The organism is Nonomuraea sp. NPDC050663, from assembly GCF_044456985.1.
GTDB lineage: Bacteria > Actinomycetota > Actinomycetes > Streptosporangiales > Streptosporangiaceae > Nonomuraea.
In genome coordinates this window covers 44,092-67,340 of record NZ_JBITGL010000013.1, presented here as the reverse complement: position 1 = coordinate 67,340, position 23,249 = coordinate 44,092, and the positions used below count along the sequence as shown (strand labels likewise).

Below are 23,249 nucleotides of genomic sequence, written 5' to 3'. Positions count from 1 at the left end.
GCGGCCAGGGCCCGTGGCAGTTACCGCGGCTTCGAGTGGGGGCTCGGCGCGGCCGCCGTGTCGGCCTCGGGGGCTTCACGTGCCTCGGTGGCTTCCGGTGAACCTTCAACTCGATTCGGGCGGCCCCGGTGATTCGGGTGGTTTCGGTGGCTCGGGTGGGTTCGGTGACTCGAGTGACCTCAGCGACTCGTGGCCTCGTCGGCTTGGCCAGCAGGCAGAGGCCGGTGGGCGGGCGTTACAACGAGATCGGCGGTTCGGGTGGTCGGGGATCGAGGGCCCGCCGCGCACTCCGGCGAACCCCCGAGGGATCACCCGGCTGAGCTACCCGCAATCCCCGCCTCCCCGACAAGGCACATGAAGCTGAGCCCCGAGAACGCCTCGGGTGCCCCCGGTGCCGTCTTGGGCTCGCTGATCGCGGAGAGGCGGAAGCCCGCCTCGCTGAACGCGTCCGTCATCGCGTGCAACGGCCGGCGCCAGAACGTCAACGGAAACGACTTCCCCCCAAAGGTCCACAAGTCCGTATAGCTAGTCGTCTCCCGATAGACCGGCCGGGGATCCGCGCTGATCCACTCCACGAACGGGTGGTTCACCGAGGCGATCAGCCGGCCGCCGGGCTTGAGCACCCGCCGCATCTCGGCCAGCGTCGGCCCCCAGTCCTCCAGGTAGTGCAGCACCAGCGAGGCCGTCACGTCGTCGAATGTCCCGTCCGCGAACGGCAGCGGGTCGCGCAGGTCGGCCACGCGCAGTTCCACGTCGTCGCCGAGGCGGCGTCTGGCGACGGCGAGCATGCCGGCGCTGGCGTCGACGCCGGTGACGATGGCGCCGCGTTCGCGGAGTTCGGCGGCCAGGGCGCCTGAGCCGCAGCCGGCGTCCAGGATGTGGTGGCCGTTCACGTCTCCGGCGAGGGCGATCATCGCGGGTCGCTCGATGTAGGCGTTGAGGAGGCTGCTCTCGTTCTCGGCCGAGTACTCCTCGGCGAAGCCGTCGTAGTCGTTCACCGGGATCGACGGGTCGAGCGGCTCGGTGGCCGTGGTGATCCAGTCGGGTCTGGTCGACTTGACGGGAGCCTTGGGTGCGTCGGATACGTGGTCCATCGTGGCAGCCTAGCCATCCCTCGGCGGCGCGATGGGACGAAGCGTGTCGGTATGCGTGGATATCAGACTTCGGGGAAGCGGGGAGTGAAGGCTGATGGCCTATCGCCGCGCAATGGGGTTCCGCAGCCGCCCCACCAGCTGCAACGCCGCCGCCGGATCGCTCAGGTCGACCATCTGCCGGTTGTTCCGCAACTGCAGCCGGTTGAGGCACGAAAGCGCGAACTCCCCGACGAACATGTCATGCCGTACGAACCTCTCACCCAGCTCCGGCACCGCAGCCTGATACCCGGCCACGCACGCCGCGACCACCGCCCAGAACTCCCCCTCCTCCAGCACCCCCGCCCCGTCCAGCACCGCGCTCAGATACCGCAGGAACCCGTCGAACACATCGGTGAAGACGCACAGCAGCTGCATCTCCTCCGGAATCTGCGCCCGGATCCGCTCGACCGCCGCGGGCAGTTCCACCCCGGGGCCCATGACCACGATCTCCTCGGCGATGTCCTTGAAGATCACCCGCTCCACCGCGTGCCCGTCCAGCACCAGGATGACGTTCTCGCCGTGCGGCATGAACGCCAGCTCGTGGGCGTAGAAGGCGTGGAGCAGCGGCACCAGGTAGGCCTCCAGGTAGCGCCGCACCCACTCGCGGGGCTCCAGCCGGGACAGGGCGATCAGTTCGGCGGCCAGCGACCGTCCTTCGCGGTCCACGTGCAGCAGGCAGGCCATGGTGGCCAGCCGCTGCCCTGGCGCCAGGGTGGGCACGGGGCTTTCCCGCCACAGGGCGGCGAGCATCTTGCGATACGGCGAGGTCCGGTCGGTGGCGGCCTCGTACTGCCGGTGCCGGTAGCCGACGGCGGCCCGTTCGCGCAGGATCGTCAGCCCCGTGGCCTTCAGCACCCGGTCGCTCTCGATCAGCTCGGCCAGCCAGTCGTTGATCGCCGGGGTGGCCTCCATGTAGGCCGCGGAGAGCCCGCGCATGAAGCCCATGTTGAGCACGGAGATCGCGGTCTTGACGTAGTGCCTGGCGGGGGAGGCGGCGTTGAAGAACGTGCGGACCGACTGCTGGGCCAGGTAGACGTCGTCGCTCTCGCCCAGGAACACCAGCCGCCCGCGGGCGATCTCCCCGGCGAAGGTGACCGACAGCTTGTTCCACCACTGCCACGGATGGACGGGGATGAGCAGGTAGTCGTCGGGCGCCAGCCCGAGCTCGGTCAGGGTGGCGACGAACGGCTCCAGACCCTCGGAGCGGATCAGTTCGGCGTAGTCGAGGCCGGCGCCGTGGGTGAAGGTCGTGCACGAGCGGTGGCCGGCCAGCCACACGAGCCGCACCGGCTGGGCGGCCTCGGGGGCGAAGGCGTGGTGGTCGTGCAGGCCGTAGCCGAGGCGGCCGCTGTTGGCCACGAAGCCGGGATGACCTTCGGTCATAGCGGCCTCGATGGTCTGGAAGTCGGCCTGGGCCAGGTCGCGGGCGCTGGTGTACGGCTTGGCGAGCTTGTAGGCCAGGCTGGACAGGGTGGAGGAGAGTTCCTCCAGGTAGACCGGGAGCACCTCGTCGGTGAGGCCGAGCTCGTGGCGGAACTCCAGGACGAAGTCGAGCACGTCGGGCGTTCCGGCCGGGCAGGTCAGGCTGCCGAGGTCGATCTCCCAGTGGTCGAGGCTGAGCAGGCGGGCGCGGAACCGGTATCCGGCCAGGCCGTACCAGCCGTCCGGGAGCGGCTCGGGCGTCAGCAGGCGCTCGTGGGCGAACTCGGCGATCGCCTTGCGCACCAGCAGCCGGTTGGCGGCCGACCAGGGGCCGGGGGACAGGTGGGCGACGAGCTCACGCATGGACGGCTCCCCTGAAACGTTCGCGGGTGCAGAAGCTGAGCAGCGCCCGCTTCTCGGGCTTGTCGACGGGCCCCGCGACCTCGAACCCGACGGCGGCGTTGAGCGCGTGGACGGCGTGGTTGCGGATGTCGGGCTCGACGACCACGCGCCGGACCGCCGGATCGGCGAACAACCACGCCATCACCGTGGTGATCACCTCCAGCGTGAACCCGTGGACCGGCCTCGGGGCGGGCGCGCACAGGAAGTGCATGCCCACGTCGCCGTCCGCGTGGCCGTACAGCCCGGCGAGTTCCACGTGGCGCGGGTCGTAACGTTCCACCAGGAAGCACGGCGCCCCGTCGCGGGTGCCGAGGAACGCGTCGTGGTGGGGGTGGGCGGCGATGCCCGCGTACACCTCGCGGACCCGCGCCACGTCGGCGTCGCCCATCATCCAGAACGCGGCCTTGGGATGGACCACCCACGAGTGCACCAGGACGGCGTCGGCCACCGGATCCAGCGGCCGCACCGCGAACCGCCCGATCGGCGTGCTGCGCGCGAACCCGGTCATGACACCCCGAACTCCTGGAACGCGATGGTCTTCTCGATGGGGTAGGGCTCGCGGCCGAGGATCTCCCGCAGGATGCACGAGTTCCGGTAGGCGCCCATGCCGAGGTCGGGCGAGGTGATGCTGTGCGTGTGCGTGCCGCCGTTCTGCAGGAACACCTCGCGCCCCGTGACGTCGATGCTGTAGTTGCGCGCCACGTCGAGGCGTCCGCGCGAGTCGAACCGCAGCCGGTCGCGGACGGGGTCGAGGAAGGCGGGGACGCGGTGTTCGTAGCCGGTGGCCAGGATCAGCCCCTCGGTCGACAGCGAGAAGTCGCGATCCTGCTCCGCGTGCCGCAGGTCCAGCGTGTACGTCCCGTCCTGGTAGGTGAGGCCGACGAGCTCGGTGTTGGTCAGCAGCCGCGTCGGCACCGCCCCTTTGACGCTCTTGGTGTACAGCGTCTCGAAGATCGTGTTCACCAGTTCGGAGCTGATGCCCTTGAACAACCCCTTCTGCTCCCGCTCCAGCCGGTAGCGGGTCCGCTCCGGCAGCGCGCGGAAGTAGTCGACGTACTCCGGCGAGGTCATCTCCAGCGTGAGCTTGGTGTACTCCAGCGGGAAGAACCGCGGCGAGCGAGTCACCCACGTGAGCCGGTAGCCGTGCGCGTCGATCTCCGACAGCAGGTCGAGGTAGACCTCCGCCGCGCTCTGCCCGCTGCCCACGATCGTGATGCTCGGCTTGGCCAGAAGCGCCGCCCTGGCCGGCAGGTAGGAGGCGGTGTGCACGAGGTCGCCGCCCGCGTCCACGCAGGCCGGCGGGAGGTACGGCGGGGCGCCGGCGCCCACGGCCAGGTGGCGTCCGCGGAGCGTGAACCCCTCGCCCCTGACCACGTAGAGCCCGTCCTCGTGGCCGACCGAGGTCACCTCGTGCCCGAAGCGCACGCCGCCCACCCGCTCGGCCGCCCAGCGGCAGTACTCGTTGTACTCCGTGCGCAGCGGGAAGAACGACTCCCTGATGTAGAACGGGTAGAGCCTGCCCGCCTGCTTGAGGTAGTTCAGGAAGGAGTAGGGCGAGGTCGGGTCGGCCAGGGTGACCAGGTCGGCCATGAACGGCGTCTGCAGCGTCGCCGACTCCAGCATCATGCCCGGATGCCAGTCGAAGTCGGGGCGGCTCTCCAGGAAGACCGCGTCGAGCAGCGGTTCCGCCAGGCACGCCAGGCCCAGGTTGTACGGCCCGAGCCCGATGCCGACCAGGTCATGCGGGGACATGCGGTTCCTCGAGGATCAGGGCCGCGTAGTGGGCGGCGTGCTCCGCGATGAGATCGAGGACGTCGGCGACGTCCTCGATCGTGGTCTCCGGGTTGAGCAGGGTGAACTTCAGGAACTCGCGCCCGTCGACCCGCGTCCCGGCGATCACCGCGGCGCCCGAGGCCGACAGCGCCTTCCTGGCGTAGCGGTTGGCCTGGTCGGCCAGCTCGGGATCGTCGGGCAGGAAGCGGAAGACCACCGTCGACAGCTGCGACCTGGCGGCCACCTCGAACCGGGGGTCGGCGGCCAGCAGGTCCCACGTCTGCGACGCCCGCTCGACCACCTCGTCGAAGAGCAGGCCGACCGCGTCGGCGCCCATGATCCGCAAGGTGAGCCAGAGTTTGAGCGCGTCGAAGCGGCGGGTGGTCTGGATCGACTTGTTGACCTGGTCGGGCAGGTGCGCGGCGACCCTGGCGGGGTTGAGGTAGTCGGCGTGGAAGGCCGAGTGCCGCAGGTCGCCGCCCTTGCGGGTGAGCAGGGCGCTGCAGCTGACCGGCTGGAAGAAGGACTTGTGGTAGTCGACCGTGACCGAGTCGGCCCGCTCGATGCCGTCGAGGAGGTGGCGGCGCGTCGGCGAGACCAGCAGTCCGCAGCCGTAGGCGGCGTCGACGTGCAGGCGCACTCCTGAAAGGGCGCACTGGTCGGCGATCTCCCGCAGGGGGTCGATGGTGCCGAAGTCGGTGGTCCCGGCGGTGGCGACGACGGCGATGACCGCGTCGCCGTACCGTTCGAGTTCGGTGGCGAGCGCGTCGGTGCGCATGCGCCGGTCGCCGCCGGTCTCCACGACGACGACCGACTCGGGGCCCAGGCCCAGCAGCTTGGCGGCCTTCTGCACGCTGAAGTGCCCGGCGGCGCTGGTCAGGACGCGCGGCTCTGGGACCTGCCCGGCCTCCTCCCTGGCCAGGAGCAGGGCCTGCAGGTTCGACTGCGTGCCGCCGCTGGTGAACACTCCGTCGGCGCCGCGGCCGTAGCCGATCCTGGCCGCGGTCCAGGCGATGAGGCGGCGTTCGATGAAGGTGGCTCCCGCGCTCTGGTCCCACGTGTCGAGCGAGGAGTTGACGGAGCTCAGCAGCAGCTCGCCGAGGAGCGCGGGGATGGCCACCGGGCAGTTGAGGTGGGCCAGGTAGCGGGGGTGGTGGAAGTAGACGGCGTCGCGCAGGTAGAGCTCCTCCAGCTCGTCGAGCGCGGCGGCGGCCCCGCCCAGCGGGCGGTCCAGGTCGACCTTGCCGATCCTGGCCGCCAGCTGGGTGGGCGTAATCCCGGTGAACGGCCGATCCACCCGGGAGATCCGGTCTCTCACCCGTCGCAGACCCTCGGCGAGGCGGCGGTGGTAGTCGCCGGCCGTACGGTCGTTGAGAAGGTGAGATCTGGCCTGCCAGAGGGAGGTCATGTGAACCCTTTGCCGTGGGAGTGACTCACAATTTAGATTCCGTTACATTCGGACAAGTCGCCCACGACAGAATCGGGAAAGCCCCTGCCTGTGATGACCGACGAGATCTTCCGCGACGAATGGGGCATTCCCAGTGTCCGGGCGGCCGGGTTCGACGAGCTGGCGCGCGCCCAGGGCTGGGTGACCGCCCGGGACCGCGCCTGGCAGCTGGAGGTCGAGCGGCATCGTGCCCAGGGCACCAGCGCCGCCTTCCTCGGGTTCGATCACCTGCCATGGGATCGGTTCGCGCGCCAGGCGCGCGTCGCCGACACGGCGCGGCGGTGCTTCGAAGCGCTCGACGAGGACACCGCACGGTGGGTCGGCGCCTACGCCGGCGGGGTGAACGCCGGGCTCGCAGCCCAGGAGGCCCCCGAATTCGGGCAGGTGGGGATCACCCCGGGGCGCTGGGAGGTGTGGACCCCGCTGGCGGTGTGGTTGTCGCACCACCTGCTCTTCACCGGGCTGCCGGGCAAACTCTGGCGTGGCGAGGTCGCGCGGCGGCTCGGGCCGTCGGCGGTGCCGCTGTTCGCGGCCGACGCCTCCGGCTCCTCGGGGAGCAACGGGTGGCTGATCCCCGGCCGCTTCACGGCCGCCGGGGCGGCGATCATCGCGGGCGACCCGCATCGCCACATCGAGGATCCGGGCATCTACCAGCAGATCCGCCTGTCGTGTCCGGGCGTCGACGTCGTCGGGCTGGCGGTGCCCGGGGTGCCGGGCATCGCCCACTTCGGGCACGCGGGCTCCGTCGCCTGGGCGATCACCAACGCGATGGCCGACTACCAGGACCTCTACCGGGAGCGACTGCGGGAGAGGGCGGGCACGGTCGAGGCGCTCGGGCCGGACGGCTGGCGCCCGGCGTCCGTCCACACCGAGACGATCGAGGTGGCGGGCGGCCCGCCGGTCCAGGTGGAGGTCATCGAAACCGACCGGGGACCGATCGTCATCGGTGGGCTGGGGGGAGGCGCGGGACAGGAGCCGATGAGCCTGCGCTACCCCGCCCGCGTGCGACACGACCTCGGCTTCGCGGCCCTGCCCCGGCTCCTGCGCGCCGCCACCGTCGCCGACGTCGACCGCGCCTTCGACCTGTGGGCCGAGCCCGTCAACGTCGTCCTGGCCGCCGACGACTCCGGCGCCACGCTCCACCGCGTCGCCGGCGCCGTCCCGCTCCGCCACGACGACAACCTCCTGTCGCCCGTCCCGGCGTGGGACGACCAGCACACCTGGCGCGGCTGGCACGATGCGCCGCGCGCCGACGTCACCGGCATCACCGTGATGGCCAACGAGAAGGGCCTGGCCGCGCCGCTCGGCGCCGAGTTCGCCCCGCCGTACCGCGCCGACCGCATCCGCGAGCTGCTCGGCGGCCGCGATGACTGGAAGCCGCAGGAGATGGCGGCGATCCACATGGACACCCACCTGGCCGCCGCGGGCCCGCTCCTCGACCGGCTCGCCGCCCTCGATGACCTCGGCGCGGAGCAGGCCGCCCTGCGCGACCGCCTGCTCGCCTGGGACCGGCGTATGGACGCGGGCAGCACCGACGCGGCCGCCTTCGCCGCCGTGCGCTCGGCCGTGGTTCGCGCGATCGCCGCGCACCCCGCCCTGGCGCCCCTGGCCGAGCCCATGCCCTACCCCGAGGTCTTCCTGCCCTGGCTGGACCCGGTGGCGCGGGTCGCCCACGGCCTCACCGCGCTCCTCGGCAGCGACCTCTTCCCCGATCTGCCCGGCATCCTGCGCGACGCCCTCGACCGGCCGCCGCCCGGCCACGCGTGGGGAGACCTCCACCGCCTGGCCCCCTGGCAGACCCTGCCGGGCAGCGACCCGTGGCCGGGCGTCTCGGGCGACCACGACTGCGTGCTGGCCACCACCAGCGTCCCCGGCCTGACCGACCTGTGCTCGCGCGGACCCTCGGCCCGCTATGTCTGGGACCTGGCCAGGCGCGAGGACAGCCGCTGGATCGTCCCCCTGGGCGCCTCCGGCGTGGGCGGCGACCGGCATCACCGCGACCAGCTGCCGCTCTGGGTGAGCGGCGACCTCATCCCCGTCCTGGAGCCCGCCCGCGTGTACGAGCGGCTGGTCGACGGCTTCGGCGCCGTCCGGATCCGCCCCGTCGAACCCGCCGCCGACCTCGACGTCCTGCACGAGTGGGTCACCCAGGAGCGCGCCAGGTTCTGGGGCATGCTGGAGCACGGCCGCGGCGACGTGCTGGAGATCTACGAGCACCTCGACTCCCTGCCCACCCACCACGCCTACCTCGTGGAACGCGACGGCAGGCCGGTGGCGCTCTTCCAGACCTACGAGCCCCTGCACGACCCGGTCGGCGAGTGCTACGACGTGCGGCCGGGCGACTTCGGCATCCATCTGATGATCGGCCCGCCCTCCGGCGCGCCCGAGCCCGGCTACACCGGCGTGCTGCTGTCGGCCTTCCTCGACTACGTGTGGTCCGAGCCCGGCCGCACGCGCCTGGTCGCCGAACCCGACGCGCGCAACCGGAAGGCGATCGACCGGCTGGTGCGCGTGGGCTTCGAGCCGGCCCAGGAGATCGACCTGGGATGGAAGCGGGCGCAGCTGCTGTTCATGCCTCGTCCCTGAACGGCTCCAGGAAACGCCGCAGCGCGGGCACGACGCGCCTGACGAGCGCTCAAAGTCCCAGCTGCCGTGACATGCCTTCGGTGTCGGAGACCACCCAGTACTCCGCGAAACGGTCGCCCGAGACCCTGAGCAGGTCGTGGCCGCTGAAGGAGACCGCGGTGCCGGCCGCCGCGCTCGTGCCGGGCAGGCCGCCGCGGTAGGAGCCGCTGAAGGTCCACCGGGCGGCGACCAGGTCGCGGTCGACGATCGGCCCGACGTCCAGCGTGACCACGACGTCGGAGAAGGGCGCGTGGCCCTGCCGGAGCGCCTCGACCAGGCCGTCGGGGCCGTGCACGTCCATGCCCGGCCAGTGGCCGAGGAAGTCGGGGGTGACGAGTTCCTTGGCCAGGGCGAAGTCGCCGGCCCACAGTTCCAGCAACCAGCGACGGTAGAGGTCGTCGATGTCCATGGGACCCACCTGCCCCCTGACGATAGGTTCGCACTATGAATATTGCGATTACTGGCGGTTATGTCGTACCCGTCGATGGCGACCCCATCGAGGGCGGGACGGTCCTCATCCAGGAAGGCAAGATCGTCGCCGTCGGCGCGGACGTCACCGTCCCCGACGGCGTGGAGACCGTCGACGCGTCGGGACAGTGGGTGCTGCCCGGCTTCGTCGAGGCCCACGGCCACCTGGGCGTCTGGGAGGAGGCCGAGGGCTGGGCGGGTCAGGACACCAACGAGATGACCGACCCCGTCGGGGCCCGGCTGCGCGCCCTCGACGGCATCAACCCCGCCGAGACCGGCTTCGCCGACGCCCTGTCCGGCGGCGTGACCACGGCCGTGATCAAGCCTGGCTCCGGCAACCCGATCGGCGGCCAGACGGTGGCCGTCAAGTGCTGGGGACGCACCGTCGACGAGATGCTGGTCCGCGAGCCGGTCAGCGTCAAGAGCGCGCTGGGGGAGAACCCCAAGCGGGTCTACGGCGACCAGAAGAAGCTGCCGAGCACCCGCCTGGGCGTGGCCACGGTGATCCGCGACGCGCTGCGCAAGGCCCAGGACTACAAGGCCGACACCGACCGCAAGGAGCGGGACGGCACGATGGAGATCCTGGTCAAGGTGCTCGACGGCGAGCTGCCCTGGTGCCAGCACGCCCACCGCGCCGACGACATCGCCACCGCGATCCGGCTGGCCGACGAGTTCGGCTACAAGCTCATCCTCAACCACGGCACCGAGGGCCACCTGCTGGCCGACATCCTGGCCGAGCGCGACATCCCGGTCATCATCGGCCCGCTGTTCACCACGCGCTCCAAGGTCGAGCTGCGCCAGCGCTCTCTGCGCAACCCCGGCATCCTGGCCCGCGCGGGCGTGCGCATCGCGATCACCACCGACCACCCGGTGGTGCCGATCAACTTCCTGGTCCACCAGGTCACGCTCGCGGTCAAGGAAGGACTCGACCGCGATGAGGCCCTGCGCTCCATCACCGTCAACCCGGCCAGGATCATGGGGCTCGACGACCGGGTGGGCTCGCTCACGCCGGGCCTCGACGGCGACGTGGTCATCTGGTCCGGCGATCCGCTCGACATCTTCAGCCGCGCGTTGCGGGTTTACGTGAACGGCCGCGAGGTCTACACCTACGGTGAGCATGGCGGCGTCGTCGCCGACCCCTTCTACAGCGAGGCCCGTTAGCCGCAGAAAGGCACGCCGTTGATCCACCGCCCGCCGGTCCTGCCTCCCCGCCCGGCCATCGGGCTGATCGTCGCCCTGGTGTTGTCGAGCCTGTGCATGGCGCTGGTCCTGGCGGGCCTGCTGCTGTCCGGCGGCACGGTGGGCTTCGGCCTGTCGCTCCTGCTCGGCGTCGCGCCGCTGCCGGTGCTGCTGGCGGCGGTGCTCGCCCTCGACCGCCTGGAGCCGGAGCCGAGGCTCAACCTGATCTACGCCTTCGCCTGGGGCGGCGGCGTGGCGGTGGTGCTGACCCTGCTCGTGCACGGCGTGAGCGAGGGCCTGATCCAGAACGCGGCCGGGCCCGAGGTCGCGCTCGACGGGCTGAGCGCGATCGTGATGGCGCCGGTCATCGAGGAGGCGCTCAAGGGCCTGGTGCTGCTCCCGCTCATGCTGCGCCACCGCCGCGAGGTGCACGGGCTGACCGACGGCATCATCTACGCCTCGATGTCCGGGCTCGGCTTCGCGGCGGTGGAGAACGTGGGCTACTACCTGACCGCCTACACCGAGAACGGCACGGAGGGCGCGTTCGGCCTGTTCATCGTGCGCGGGATCATCGCCCCGCTGGGCCACCCGATCTACACCTCGATGATCGGGATCGGCGTGGCCTACGCCGCGACCCGGCGCACGCCGATGCGGTGGGCGGCGATCCCGCTCGGCTACCTGGCCGCGATCCTGCTGCACGGCGCGTGGAACGCGATGGCCACGCTCGGTTCCCTGCCCGGCCTGGCCGTCGTCTACGGGGTGCTCCTGCTGGCCATCGTCGGGCTGGTGACGGTGACCGTGCGCGAGCGCCGGGCCCTGGTCGCGCGCATGGGTCGCCACCTGCCCGGCTACCAGGGCACCGGGCTGGTCTCGCCACAGGACCAGGCCATGCTCGGCTCGCTGCCCGCCCGCCGCCGGGCGCGCGTCTGGGCCAAGGGCAAGGGGTACGGCAGGGCGATGGCCGACTACCAGCAGGCCGCCACCGAGCTGGTCATGCTGCACGAGCGGGCGGATCGGGAAGGCATGCCAGTCACGGTGTTCACGGCCGAGCGCGACGCGTTGCTGGGAGTGATGGCGGCCACCCGGTGCTGGTAAGCGCACCGCTTTCCTCGACAATGGGAATACCCCTACAGAAGAGGATTTTCATGACCTGGGTGGAGATTGAATCCGCAGAAGAACTCCGAGACCTCCTGGGCGAGGTCATGCCCCGCGCCGCCGCCAAGGAGCGTGTGAAGCTCCACCCGCGTGACCGCGAGTGGCTGGCCAACGCCCCGTTCTGCCTCATCGCCACGTCGGACGCCGACGGCAACTGCGACGTCTCGCCCAAGGGCGACCCGGCGGGCTTCACCTACGTGATCGACGACACGACGATCGCCATCCCCGACCGCCCCGGCAACAGGCGCGCCGACGGCTGGCTCAACGTGCTCTCCAACCCGCACGTCGGGCTCATCTACATGATCCCCGGGCGCAACGAGACGCTGCGCATCAACGGGCGCGCCCGCCTCGTGCGCGACGCCTTCTTCTTCGACGAGCTGATCGTCAAGGGCCACCGCCCGCACCTGGCGCTGGTGGTGGAGATCGAGCAGATCTTCCTGCACTGCGGCAAGGCCATGATCCGCTCGTCGATCTGGAAGCCCGAGACGTGGGGCGACACCCTGCCCACGCACGCCAAGCTGACCAATGAGCTGCAGCCGACCGGCGAATCGCTGGAGGCTCTCGAGCACTACTATTCGGCCGAGGTCTACAACAAGAAGCTCTACCAGGCCTGATCGCGCGTGCCGTACGCCTGCCGTACCGAGGGACGACCTCAGGCGGCGGGCGTCGGCCCGTCGGGGAAGGGGATCACGTTGCGCCCGCTGTAGGCGCTCAGATCGACGACCTTGGGATCGGGCTGGGAGGTCGCGGTGCGCTCTTCCGCCTGGATGTCGCGAACCTTGTGCCGCGCGACACGTGGTGGCACCACCACAAGCCTCTCCATGCCCAGCCCCCCGACGTGATGCTTTTGTTACTAAGAGTCTATCTACCCCAGTTGCCGTAAGGTCAGCGTTAACCCTAGTACGGCAGGCGTCGACCTGACGGCGTGCGCAGGTCAAGGGCAGTATCGCGGGTCGGTCGCTGCTTGACGGGCGTCTTGACGATCCTGATACGCCTCATGGGTCTTGCCCCCCTTGCCGTGTAGCTGGCGAATGGTGGCTACTTAATCAGGGCTGCGATGCTCGCTCAACGTATTTCTACGATTACTGTCTTTTGTTACACAGCCGTGGAGTGGCTGCGGGCTCACCGCCGCGGGCGGATGCGACGGTGACCCCATGCGAAAGGCTCTCGCCCTCATGGCGATCACCAGTACGTTGCTCACGGGCGGGGCGGTGCTCGCCACCCCGGCCACGGCGGCCGGCTGCCGCCTCGACCACAACAGGATCGAATACCCCTCCGACCCGGCGGTCGCGCGCAAGCAGAACCGCTTCTTCTGCCACTACGGCATCATCGACGCCGCCGGCAAGCTGACCCGCAAGGGCGTCGCGTGGCTGGGGCTCGTCAACGGTCACACGCCGGCGGCGCGCACCGAGCTCACCGCCCACGGCCAGCTGCTCGCCTACCGGAGGCTGGGGCTCTACGACCCGAACAAGATCAAGTACGCCGACGACTCGCTGACCGCGCTGCGCCAGTTCAAGAAGTGGTTCGCCAAGCGATACATCAAGCCGGACGGAAGCTGGACCAAGCGGGGGCAGGCCCAGTCCCGTAAGGCATGATCGACCCCATGCCCTTAATCCTGGTCTGCGCCGCCTGGGGGGTCTTCTGGGGGTCGTGGTCCGCCCTGCTTCCGCTCGTGAAGGCGGATCTCGGCACCACGACCGCCGGACTCGGCCTCGCCCTGACCGCCGTGCCGCTCGGAGCGATCCCGGCGATGGCGCTCACCGGGCGGCTGGCCAGGGGCAGGGAGCGCACGGCTCTGGCGATCTCGACCGTCGGCTTCGCCCTGGCCGTCCTGGCCATCGGCACGGTCGAGACGCCCTTCGGGCTGGGCGTGATCCTTGTGATCATCGGTGTCACCAGCGGCGCGCTCGACGTGGCGCTCAACCTCACCATCGGGCGCGCCGAGCGGGAGAGCGGCAGGCGCCTGTTCCAGCCGGTGCACGCCGCCTTCCCGGTGGCGGTGATCGTCGCGGCGCCCGCCACCGGGCTCGCCCGCGAGCTGGGCCTCGGCCTCCAGGAGACCCTCGGCGTGATCGCGGCCGTCATCATCCTGTCGGCGCTCTCGCTCGCCCGGCTGCCGATGCGCGACGGCCCGGTGCCCGCCGCGGAGAAGGCGGGCGGCGGCAAGGCCTGGCACGCCGCCCTCCTCCTCGGGGGCATCGCCGGATGCACGCTCATCATCGAGAACTCCGTCGAGCAGTGGTCGGTCCTCCTGCTGGAGCACGAGCGCCACGCGCCGGTCCTGCTGGCGAGCACGGCGCCCGCCGCTTACATGCTCTGCCTGACCGTCGGGCGGCTCGCGGTGCAGGCCATGCCCCGGCTAGGCATGCGTCCGCTGTACCTGCTGTCGTTCATCGGCGGGGGCGGCGGCATCGTGCTGGCCGCGCTCGCCCCGGTGCCGTGGTTGTCGATCGCGGGCTTCGCCGTGACCGGGCTGGCGCTCGGGCCGGTGGTTCCCGCGCTGCTCAGCAAGGCCGCCGAGGGCGACCACCGCGGCACCATGGTCTCGGCCGTCTCGACCGTCTCCTACGCGGGATTCGTCATCAGCCCGCTGCTGGTCGCCGGCCTCACCACCGCCGTCGGCCTGCCGTACGCCATGGCCCTGCTGGGATTGTTTGCCCTGCCCCTGGGCATTCGCTGGTTTCGCGAGGGTATGCCCGTGTCGAAAGGGAGGACATGATGGCTGCCTGCGAGACCTGCGGAAACGACTACGACATGAGCTTCGAGGTGCACGCCCAGGGCGTCGTGCACACCTTCGACTCCTTCCAGTGCGCGATCCAGGCCATGGCGCCGATCTGCGAACACTGCGGAGCCAAGGTCATCGGGCACGGGGTGGAGGTGGACCGGACCTGGTACTGCTGCGCCCACTGCGCGCGCGAGGCCGGCTCGAACGCGATCGTCGACAGGGTTCCCGCCCAGGCATCGGCATAGCACACTGACGATGTGACCGACTTCGACGTCCTAGTCCTCGGTTCTGGCCCCGGCGGGCAGAAAGCGGCCATCGCCGCGGCCAAGCTCGGCAGGCGGGTCGCCATCGTCGAGAAACGGCACATGCTCGGCGGCGTGTGCATCAACACCGGCACCATCCCCTCCAAGACGCTGCGCGAGGCCGTGCTCTACCTGACCGGCCTCAACCAGCGTGAGCTCTACGGCGCCAGCTACCGGGTCAAGGAAGAGATCACCGTCGCCGACCTGGGCATGCGCACCCAGCACGTGATCGGGCGCGAGATCCAGGTCATCCGCAGCCAGCTCGGCCGCAACCGGGTCACCGTACTGCAGGGCACCGGGCGGTTCCTCGACGCCCACACGATCGGCATCACCTCCGAGGAGGACGAGGAACGCAAGGTCACCGCCGAGAAGATCATCATCGCGACCGGCACCTCGCCCGCCCGGCCGGACAGCGTCGACTTCGACGACAGGACCATCATCGACTCCGACGCGATCCTGCACCTCGACCGCGTGCCCGAGACGCTCGTGGTGGTGGGCGCGGGCGTCATCGGCATCGAGTACGCCTCCATGTTCGCCGCCCTCGGCACCAAGGTCACCGTCGTCGAGCGGCGCGAGCGCATGCTGGAGTTCTGCGACCTGGAGATCGTCGAGGCGCTGAAGTACCACCTGCGCGACCTGGCCGTCACCTTCCGCTTCGGCGAGAACGTGGCCGCCGTCGAACGCCGGGGGAGCGTGGCGCTGACGATCCTGGAGAGCGGCAAGAAGATCCCCGCCGACTGCGTCATGTACTCCGCCGGCCGCCAGGGCAAGACGGCCGAGCTCTGCCTGGAGGCCGCGGGCCTGGAGGCCGACACCCGGGGCCGCATCACGGTCGACGCCAACTACGCCACCACCGTGCCCCACATCTACGCCGTCGGCGACGTCATCGGCTTCCCGGCCCTGGCCGCCACCTCCATGGAACAGGGCAGGCTCGCCGCCCAGCACGCCTGCGGCGAACCCGTCGAGGGCCTGGGCGACCTGCCGCCGATCGGCATCTACACGATCCCGGAGATCAGCTTCGTCGGGAAGTCGGAGGACGACCTCACCCGTGACAAGATCCCCTTCGAGGTGGGCATCTCCCGCTACCGCGAGCTGGCCCGCGGCCAGATCATCGGCGACTCCTACGGCATGCTCAAGCTCCTGGTCTCCTCGGAGGACCGGCGCCTGCTCGGCGTCCACGTCTTCGGCACCGGGGCCACCGAGCTCGTCCACATCGGCCAGACGGTGATGGGATGCGGCGGCACCGTCGACTACCTGGTCAACGCGGTGTTCAACTATCCGACCCTGGCCGAGTCGTACAAGGTCGCGGCGCTGGACGCGATGAACAAGATGCGGGTGATCGCCCGCCTCACGGCCGAGCAGAGCTGACCGTGCCCGTGAAATAGGGAGATCTCCCTACGGGTGAGGACCCATGGGTCGCTACGCTCCTGACCCGTGCAAATCTCACATGTCGGGCGATGGCTGCCGGCGTTCCTCGTGCTGGCGGCCATCTGGGGCAACAGCTTCTTCTTCATCAAGATCGCCGTCGGCGCCCTCCACCCCCTCCAGGTCTCCTTCGGCCGCATGCTGATCGGCGCGAGCGTCCTGCTCGTCGTCCTGCTCGCCGGCCGCCTCTCGCTGCCCCGCGACCCCCGGCTGTGGGGCCACTTCCAGGTGGTCTCCGTCGTCGCCACGACCGTGCCCTTCACCCTGTTCGCGTACGGCGAGCAGTACGTGTCGTCCGTGGTCGCCGCCATCTGGAACGCCACCACCCCGCTCTGCACCCTCGCCTTCACCCTCCTGCTCGGCTCGGAGAAGGCCACCGCCACCCGCATGACCGGACTCGGCCTCGGCTTCGCCGGAGTCATGGTCGTCCTCGGCGTCTGGCAGCCGCTCCAGGGCGGGCAGCTCGCCGGCAGCCTCGCCTGCTTCGGCGCCGCGCTCAGCTACGGCGTCGGTGGCGCCTACATGGGACGCTTCCTGACCGGCCGCCGGTCGGAACCACCCATGGTGCTCGCCACCGGCCAGCTTGTCAGCGGCACCGTGCAGCTGGCCGTGATCACCCTCGTCGCGGGCGTGCCGCTGGTCGACCTGAGCGTCCCCGCCCCCGTGTGGTGGAGCCTGCTCGCCCTCGGCGGCCTGGGCACGGGGCTGGCCTACCTGCTGCTCTACTGGGTCCAGGCCCGCGCGGGAGTGACCACGACCTCCACCGTCACCTACCTGCTGCCGGTCTTCGCCACCGTCTCAGGGGTGGTGTTCCTGGACGAGAGCCTGTCGTGGAACCAGCCGGTCGGCGCGCTGATCGTGCTGCTGGCCATCGCCGTCACGCAGGGGCTCATCCGCCCGCGCTCCCGGCGCCACCTGGCGGCCGTCCCCGACTGATCGTCTCCAGCAACAGCGTCGCCGCCGTCCGCGCCCCGTCGGTCAGGAAGCCTCCCGCCACGACCTTGGCGCGGACCGCGGTCTCCGGCGTCAGCGCCCCCCCGAGCGCGGCCGACAGCGACTCCACCGTCGGGACGGGCCCGTCGTGGGCGGCGCCGATGCCCAGCGCCGCCACCCTGCCCGCCCAGTACGGCTGGTCGGCCACCTGGGGGACCACCACCTGGGGAGCCCCCGCCAGGGCGGCCGCGGCCGTGGTGCCCGCGCCGCCGTGATGCACGACGGCGGCCACCCGGGGGAACAGCGCCTGATGGTTGACCTCGCCCACGACCAGGCAGTCGCCCTCCTCGCCGTCGAGTGCCAGACCCGCCCAGCCGCTGGCGAGGACCACGCGGCGGCCGTGCGCGCGTACCGCGGCGGCCGCCACCCGGGCGACGTCGGGCGCGTCACGCACAGCCATGCTGCCGAATCCGACGTACACCGGTGGCGCCCCGGCTTCCAGGAAGGCCTCCAGCTCGGCAGGGAGGGGGCGCTCGTCGCGCAGGATCCACGTCCCGGTCTGCACGACGTCGTGACCGGGCTGCTCCTGCCACGGGCACAGGGTGGGATCGGCCGCCAGCCACGGCCGGCCGGTGAGAGCGTGGTCGCGGTGGTCGCCGATAGGCGGCAGACCGATCGCCGAGCGCTGCTCGTTGTGCGCCTCGCCGTACATCTCGGCGACCCGCTGCGCGTCGAACTCCCACAGCTCCTTGTTGCCCGTCACCTCGGGCGGCGGCGGAGGGCCCGGCCTGCGGCCCGGCGGATGGTGCGGCGACGGCAGCCCGATGGGCGTGAAGGCCGCGCACACGTACGGCACGCCCAGCTTCTCGGCGACCGACCGGGCGCCGATCGGCATCAGGCCGGTCGCCACCACCGCGTCACAGCCCTCGGCCGCCTCGCCGAGCATGGCGAAACGCTCGGCGACCAGGTCGCGCGCGAGCCGGAACGCCGTGTCGGGCGACGGCGGCCTGGCCCCGGTCACCAGCGAGCGGACCGAGGGGCCGAACGGCGTCTGCGGCACGCCAGCGCCGGCCAGCAGCCGCTCGATCTCCTCGTCCGGCGGGGCGAAGATCCGCACCTCCGCGCCGGCCTCATTCAATCGCACCGCGAGCGCCGCCAGCGGCTCGACGTCCCCGCGTGATCCGAATGTCGACAGCAGTACACGCACCGCCCGAACCTCCCGTTGTCGCAGGTTGTGGCCTCGGCCGTCCATCCTGCGACATGACGGGGGGCTTGCCGCAAGCCCCGGGGTGCGCTATAGCTTGAAAGTGGCAGGGAGTTTCTCTCCGCCTTTTTTGTTGCCCTCGCTCACTCGTCCGTCTTGGTCCTGGTCCTGGTCGACGGCTTCTTGCGCCCGGCCACCAGGGTGTCGCCAGGGGCGGGCTTGTCGGCCGGCAGAGGATGCGGTGCGGTGTCCTCCAGCCCCGGATCCTCCGAGCGGAACTCGTCGGGCTTGCGGCTCTCACCGGTGCGCCGCTGCCTGGGCGGCCGCGGCGACTCCACGGTCGGCGGCGACTCCTCGGTCGGCTGCTCCTGCGGGGAGGCGCGGCGCGGATCGTCGGGCTCGCGCAGGGAGTCGATGACGGCGTCGGCGTCGCGGTCGGCCGCGAACTCCGCCTCGGCGGCCGATTCCCTCCGCCGGATCACCACCATGTGGTCGACCGAGACCCGTCCGGCGCCCACGACCGCCAGCAGCAGCGCGGCGACCCCGAGCAGGATGATCTCGTTGATGTCGACGGGATTGAGCGGACGGGCGATCAAGAAGACCGCCAGGGCTTCGACGAAGAGCACCAGACCGGTCACCGAGACGACCAGTCCTGCTATCAGTAACGCACCGCCGATGAGCTCCGTCATCATGGTGACGGTCGCCCAGATGTCGGGGACGGGCGCGCCCTGCTCGGCGAAACGCCGGCCGGTGGCGCGCAGACCTTCTTCCAGCTTGAGCCAGCCGTTCGCGAAGAAGATCCCGCCGACCCCTAATCGGGCGACGAGCGCGGCGATGTCGTGGAGGGCCTGCTTCACGGTCATCTTTTGCCCTTATATGACTGTTTCAATCACGCCTGAGCAGCATGGCGACGGCCACGGCTGTGGCGCTCAACAGGACGACGCTCACCACCACGGTGGTGTGCAGGGCGTTGACGAAGGCCCATCGGGCGGCCTCCATCAACGCGTGGCCCGGCGTGCCGCCGACCTGGTCGGCGACGGCCTTGGCGCTGGCCAGCGACTGCCTGGCCTGGTCCATGTCGGTGGGCTTCACGCCGGGGACGGGATGCAGCGCCGGGGCGTAGGAGATCGTGGTGATCGTGCCGAGCACCGCCACTCCCATGCCGGCGCCCAGCTCGTAGGCGGTCTCCTCGATGGCGGCGGCGCCCCCGGCCTTCGGCTCGGGAACCGACGACATGATCGTGTCGGAGGCGGCCAGCAGGGCGACCTGCACGCCGAAGCCGATGCCGATGAAGCAGAGCGCCAGCATCACCGGGTGGCCCTCGACGCCCCACCCGAGAGTCGGGGTCAGCGAGAGCGCCACCAGGCCGAGCCCGCCGCTCATGGTGGCGCGCATGCCCAGCCTGGGCAGCAGGTGGGCGGCGATGAGGCCGCCCGAGATCGCCGCCAGCACCAGCGGCAGCATGCGCACCGCGGCCTGGGAGGGGCTGTCGCCGAGGACGAGCTGGAGATACTGGGCCAGCATCAGCTGCAGCCCCACCAGCGCGAAGACGCCCAGCAGCACGCCCGCCACGCCGGTGGCGAAGGACCGGCTGCGGAACAGGCTCAGGTCGAGCAGCGGCTCCGGCCTGCTCTGCTGGCGGCGCACGAACCACACCAGCAGCGCCACGCCCAGCGCGGCGATCGACAGGGAGAAGGAGAGCGGCAGCAGGTGGCCGGAGCCGGCCTCCTTCAGCCCGAACGCCACGGCCAGGATGCCCGCCACCGACAACACGGCGCTCAGGGAGTCCCAGGCCCGCACGCGCTGCCGGGTGCTGTCGGGCAGCAGGCGCGCGGCGGCGGGGAGCAGCACCAGCAGGATCGGCACGTTGATGAGGAAGACCGCGCCCCACCAGATGCCCACCAGCAGGCCGCCGATCAGCGGTCCGACGGCCGCGCCCGCCGCGGCGACCGCGCTCCAGACGCCCAGGGCGATGGCGCGCTCGCGCCGGTCGGTGAAGACCTGGCGGATGATCGAGAGCGTGGCGGGCATGATCATCGCGCCGCCCACGCCGAGCAGCGCCCTGGCCAGGATCAGCAGGCCGGCATTCGGAGCCGCCGCGGCGGCGGCCGACGCGACGCCGAACACCGCCAGACCGGCCAGGACCAGGGGTTTCCTGCCGTAGCGGTCGCCCAGGGCGCCGAACATGATCAGGAGCGGTGCCACGACCAGGGAGTAGACGTCGATGATCCAGAGCAGCTGGACCGCCGACGGCTGCAGCGCGGCGGTCAGCGCCGGGACGGCGATGTGGAGCACCGTCGCGTCGACGGTGATCAGCAGCAGGCTCGTGCAGAGCAGGACGAGCACCGCCCACCTGCTCCTGTGCGCCACCGGGGGACGCCGGGTCGTCGGTGCGGCCACAAGGGTCACGGCCACTCCTCCTGCTCGGCGGTCATGCCGGGCCTGACAGCCCAGGCGTCGTGGGCCTGGCGGCCCCGGCTTGCGTGGCAGCTTAGGCGATAGCCACCCCTCGGCACAGCCGGATCGAGCGATCCACCTCTCTAGAGAGATACAGGGATATGTCGGGATCTATGCATCGTTTCCTCCCGGGGCGATCATGAATTCATGGGCGCTGACGGGACCGAGGAGGACGACGAGCCCGACAACCCGCGTGCCTGGTGCGACCTGGCCGTCATCAGCCTGAACACCGGCCGCCCCGAGGCGGCCCTCCGCGCCGCCACCGCCGCCGTCGACCTGGACCCGCTCAACGAATGGGGCCAGCGGCTGGTCAGCCTGGCCCTCACCCGGCTCGGGCGCGGCGCCGACGCCGTCGCCCCCGCCCGCGAGGCCGTACGGCTGGCGCCCGGCTCGTGGCCCGCCCGCCTGCGCCTGGCCTCCGTGCTGCGGCACCAGCCCGGGCAGTGGGAGGAGGCACTCGCCCACGCCGTCCTGGCGGCCCGCTTCGCCCCGGAGGAGCCGGACCCGCGCGTGCTGCTGGCGGACCTGGCGCTGGTGCGGGGAGAGCATCGGGAGGCGGTGGAGGGCTACCTGGCGGCACTCGCGCTGGCGTCGGGGGACGTGGGGGGTTCGGGACGGGCAGGCCCGCAGGGCTTCCCGGGGCGGCCCGACCTGCCCGGCCCTCAGGGACCACCTGGCCTTCCCGCCACACCCGACCCCCGCCCCGGCGCCCGCAAAGGCGCGGCGCGTGGTGAGGGGCGAGGCGCGGGCCCCGGCGGCACCGCACGTGGCGGGCCGAGCGCCCGGGGCCCGGCGCGTGGTGAAGGCCGTGGCGCGGGCTCCGGCGGCTCAGCGCGTGGTGAAGGGCGTGGCGCGGGCTCCAACGGCCCCGTGCGTGGTGAGGGGCGCGGGGAGGCGGTCGGCGGGGCGGGGCGGCGGGCGTGGCCGAGTGACGATCCGCCCGGCGTCCAGTGGCCAGGCGTCCCGGCCCAGCGCCCTGCACCGGGCGACTACGAGCCCCTGGACCCGCGCCCGCCCGACCCGCGCCTGCCTGACCCGCGCCCACCTGATCCGCGGCAGCCCGATCCGCGGCCGCCGCAGGACGTGGCGGAACGGTCCGAATCGTCCGGCATCCCGAGACAGCCTGGTGGTGCGCCCGCTGGGCCGGTGGGCGTGCCGCCAGGTGGCCCGAGGGGAGGGCCGGGGGCCTCAGGGGTGCCCCCGGCCCTCTCCGGAGGACCACCAGGCCCCCCAGGGGGCGGCGGTCGGGGGTGGGGCGGTTGGCGAGGCATCCGGAGCCGGCGAGGGGCTCCGGACAGGCAGCCGCCCACCCCCGGTCACGCCCAGGCGCGCATCAACCTGGGCCTGGCGCTGCTGCGGTGGGAGCGCTCCAGAGCGCACCACGACCCGGCCTGGCCGGTCGATCCGCGCCTTACGGGACGGACCCGGCGCGCGCTGGAGGTGTGGAGCCGCCAGGTCAGGCTGCTCCTGGCGGTGACGACGCTGGCGGTGGCCGTGGCGGCGCTGGGGTTCGACCGGGGCGGGCAGGCGAGGCTGGCCGGGGTCGCGGTGCTGGTGGCGCTGGTGCCGGTGACGATCAGGCAGGTCAGGAGGGTGGCGGTCTGGCCGTACGTCCCCGCGATGGTGGCTCGCGATCCGTGGCTGGGCACGTCGGTGGCGTCGGCGGTGTTGTCGGTGGCGGCGTTCGCGGCGTGGCTGGTCCTGCCGGTGGCGGGCCTGGACCCGGTGCTGGATCCGTTGTGGGCGGGTCTGGCGGGGATCGTCGTGCTGGGCTGGCCCGCGCTGGCGGTGGTGCGGCTGCTGGCCGAGACGTGGCGTGGCCGCGCGGGCCGGGCGCTGGAGCAGTTCGCCCTGGTGCCGCAGGAGCGGATGGCGCGGCGCAACGCCGTGGTGACGCGCTGGATCCTGGTGGGAAGGGCCTGGTCGGCCCAGCTGGCGCTGACCGCGGGCGCGGTGACCGTGGATCCGCGGGCGGCCGTGGTGGCGCTCGCGGTGCCGTACGTCCTGATCAGGACCGTCAGGAAGGGCGACGGCGCGCAGGGCGACCGGTGGCTGACGGTCGCGTACGGCCTGCTGGTGGTGGCGGGCGCGGGGTGCGCGGCGGGCGGGCTGACGGGCTGGGTGTGGGGGTGGCGGATCGGGCTCGGCGCGAAGGCGGCGGTGGTGCTGGTCTTCGTGGTGCGCGCGGCGCGGGCCTGGTGGCGGGGGGCGCCGGGTCCGTGGCGTCCGTCGTTGCTGATGTGCGAGGACCGGCTCGACGGCGAGGCCCGCGCGTCGGTGACGCTCGGCCCGCAGGTACGGCAGGCGTTCGCATATGCCAGGGGCGTGGTCCTGGCGTACGGCGAGCCGCAGGGCCCACGGGTGGTGGGTGTCACCGGTTCGATCAGCGCCCTGGGTGAGCTGCGGCTGATCGCCGGCCAGGAGGTGTGGGAGGCGGTCGAGAGGGATCCGAGGGTGGCGGTGTTCGCGGCCGACGTGTTGCGCAGGCGCTACTGGGTGGAGGTGCGGGGTGTGGCCGTCGCGGAGGGCGACATGCTGCGGGTGACGCCCAAGCAGGTGCTGGTGAGTGAGTTCCCCGGGAGGCACCAGCGTCGCTAGA

At 71.6% G+C, this 23,249-nt stretch carries 20 protein-coding genes; 10 read left to right on the top strand and 10 right to left on the bottom strand.

All coding sequences use genetic code 11. The features are described from left to right. Positions 1–308 precede the first annotated feature (308 nt). From ACIBH1_RS33365 to ACIBH1_RS33345, 5 genes are all read right to left on the bottom strand, one after another. A complete protein-coding gene (locus tag ACIBH1_RS33365; RefSeq protein WP_397317970.1) occupies positions 309–1,094 on the bottom strand; it encodes a methyltransferase domain-containing protein in 786 nt (261 codons plus the stop codon). A gap of 99 nt (positions 1,095–1,193) precedes the next feature. Continuing rightward, positions 1,194–2,918: an IucA/IucC family protein gene (locus tag ACIBH1_RS33360; RefSeq protein WP_397317969.1), complete on the bottom strand. Its 1,725-nt coding sequence runs from the start codon at positions 2,916–2,918 to the stop codon at positions 1,194–1,196. Continuing rightward, positions 2,911–3,465, bottom strand: coding sequence for a GNAT family N-acetyltransferase (locus tag ACIBH1_RS33355; protein ID WP_397317968.1), 555 nt, complete (start codon positions 3,463–3,465; stop codon positions 2,911–2,913). The genes ACIBH1_RS33360 and ACIBH1_RS33355 overlap by 8 nt, the downstream gene beginning before the upstream one ends. Continuing rightward, complete coding sequence (locus tag ACIBH1_RS33350) at positions 3,462–4,709, bottom strand: lysine N(6)-hydroxylase/L-ornithine N(5)-oxygenase family protein (RefSeq protein WP_397317967.1); 1,248 nt, start codon at positions 4,707–4,709, stop codon at positions 3,462–3,464. Before ACIBH1_RS33350 ends, ACIBH1_RS33355 begins: the two co-directional genes overlap by 4 nt. Beyond that, the gene (locus tag ACIBH1_RS33345) at positions 4,696–6,138 is read right to left on the bottom strand and encodes a pyridoxal phosphate-dependent decarboxylase family protein (protein WP_397317966.1); all 1,443 of its coding nucleotides are present in this window, start codon (positions 6,136–6,138) and stop codon (positions 4,696–4,698) included. Before ACIBH1_RS33345 ends, ACIBH1_RS33350 begins: the two co-directional genes overlap by 14 nt. Before the next feature lie 93 nt (positions 6,139–6,231). On the opposite strand from ACIBH1_RS33345, the gene ACIBH1_RS33340 reads away from it, so the two are divergent. Further along, a complete protein-coding gene (locus ACIBH1_RS33340; RefSeq protein ID WP_397317965.1) occupies positions 6,232–8,763 on the top strand; it encodes a GNAT family N-acetyltransferase in 2,532 nt (843 codons plus the stop codon). Between the two features lie 49 nt (positions 8,764–8,812). On the opposite strand, the gene ACIBH1_RS33335 is transcribed toward ACIBH1_RS33340, so the two are convergent. Beyond that, a complete protein-coding gene (locus ACIBH1_RS33335; RefSeq protein ID WP_397317964.1) occupies positions 8,813–9,211 on the bottom strand; it encodes an ester cyclase in 399 nt (132 codons plus the stop codon). A 35-nt stretch (positions 9,212–9,246) separates the two neighbouring features. Between ACIBH1_RS33335 and ACIBH1_RS33330 the strand changes: the two genes are divergently transcribed. Genes ACIBH1_RS33330 through ACIBH1_RS33320 form a run of 3 tightly spaced genes read left to right on the top strand, consistent with a single transcriptional unit; the run spans position 9,247 to position 12,218 of the window. Continuing rightward, on the top strand, positions 9,247–10,431 hold the full coding sequence (locus ACIBH1_RS33330; RefSeq protein WP_397317963.1) for an amidohydrolase: 1,185 nt from the start codon (positions 9,247–9,249) through the stop codon (positions 10,429–10,431). Positions 10,432–10,449: 18 nt separating this feature from the next. After that, positions 10,450–11,544: a PrsW family intramembrane metalloprotease gene (locus ACIBH1_RS33325; protein ID WP_397317962.1), complete on the top strand. Its 1,095-nt coding sequence runs from the start codon at positions 10,450–10,452 to the stop codon at positions 11,542–11,544. 50 nt (positions 11,545–11,594) lie between these two features. Next, complete coding sequence (locus tag ACIBH1_RS33320; RefSeq protein ID WP_181615464.1) at positions 11,595–12,218, top strand: pyridoxamine 5'-phosphate oxidase family protein; 624 nt, start codon at positions 11,595–11,597, stop codon at positions 12,216–12,218. Positions 12,219–12,256: 38 nt separating this feature from the next. On the opposite strand, the gene ACIBH1_RS33315 is transcribed toward ACIBH1_RS33320, so the two are convergent. Further along, positions 12,257–12,427: a hypothetical protein gene (locus ACIBH1_RS33315; protein WP_181615463.1), complete on the bottom strand. Its 171-nt coding sequence runs from the start codon at positions 12,425–12,427 to the stop codon at positions 12,257–12,259. A 331-nt stretch (positions 12,428–12,758) separates the two neighbouring features. Here ACIBH1_RS33315 and ACIBH1_RS33310 point away from each other — a divergent pair, with 331 nt between their 5' ends. The 5 genes from ACIBH1_RS33310 (at position 12,759) to ACIBH1_RS33290 (ending at position 16,992) form a co-directional block, all read left to right on the top strand. Then, positions 12,759–13,199 carry a hypothetical protein gene (locus tag ACIBH1_RS33310; RefSeq protein ID WP_397317961.1) on the top strand — a complete coding sequence of 147 codons (441 nt, stop codon included), beginning with the start codon at positions 12,759–12,761 and terminating at the stop codon, positions 13,197–13,199. An 8-nt stretch (positions 13,200–13,207) separates the two neighbouring features. After that, on the top strand, positions 13,208–14,323 hold the full coding sequence (locus tag ACIBH1_RS33305; protein WP_397317960.1) for an MFS transporter: 1,116 nt from the start codon (positions 13,208–13,210) through the stop codon (positions 14,321–14,323). Next, the gene (locus ACIBH1_RS33300) at positions 14,323–14,574 is read left to right on the top strand and encodes a hypothetical protein (RefSeq protein WP_181615460.1); all 252 of its coding nucleotides are present in this window, start codon (positions 14,323–14,325) and stop codon (positions 14,572–14,574) included. The genes ACIBH1_RS33305 and ACIBH1_RS33300 overlap by 1 nt, the downstream gene beginning before the upstream one ends. 12 nt (positions 14,575–14,586) lie before the next feature. Further along, positions 14,587–15,999 (top strand): Si-specific NAD(P)(+) transhydrogenase, encoded by a 1,413-nt coding sequence (gene sthA / locus ACIBH1_RS33295; RefSeq protein ID WP_397317959.1) that lies wholly within the window; start codon positions 14,587–14,589, stop codon positions 15,997–15,999. A gap of 66 nt (positions 16,000–16,065) precedes the next feature. After that, the gene (locus tag ACIBH1_RS33290) at positions 16,066–16,992 is read left to right on the top strand and encodes a DMT family transporter (protein ID WP_397317958.1); all 927 of its coding nucleotides are present in this window, start codon (positions 16,066–16,068) and stop codon (positions 16,990–16,992) included. Here the strand turns inward: ACIBH1_RS33290 and ACIBH1_RS33285 are convergent. From ACIBH1_RS33285 to ACIBH1_RS33275, 3 genes are all read right to left on the bottom strand, one after another. Continuing rightward, positions 16,946–18,196: a glycosyltransferase gene (locus ACIBH1_RS33285; protein ID WP_397317957.1), complete on the bottom strand. Its 1,251-nt coding sequence runs from the start codon at positions 18,194–18,196 to the stop codon at positions 16,946–16,948. The genes ACIBH1_RS33290 and ACIBH1_RS33285 overlap by 47 nt on opposite strands. 140 nt (positions 18,197–18,336) lie before the next feature. Then, positions 18,337–19,056, bottom strand: coding sequence for a DoxX family membrane protein (locus tag ACIBH1_RS33280; protein WP_397317956.1), 720 nt, complete (start codon positions 19,054–19,056; stop codon positions 18,337–18,339). Positions 19,057–19,078: 22 nt separating this feature from the next. After that, positions 19,079–20,602: an MFS transporter gene (locus tag ACIBH1_RS33275; protein WP_397317955.1), complete on the bottom strand. Its 1,524-nt coding sequence runs from the start codon at positions 20,600–20,602 to the stop codon at positions 19,079–19,081. Positions 20,603–20,797: 195 nt separating this feature from the next. On the opposite strand from ACIBH1_RS33275, the gene ACIBH1_RS33270 reads away from it, so the two are divergent. Beyond that, complete coding sequence (locus ACIBH1_RS33270) at positions 20,798–23,248, top strand: BTAD domain-containing putative transcriptional regulator (RefSeq protein WP_397317954.1); 2,451 nt, start codon at positions 20,798–20,800, stop codon at positions 23,246–23,248. Position 23,249: the final 1 nt, after the last annotated feature.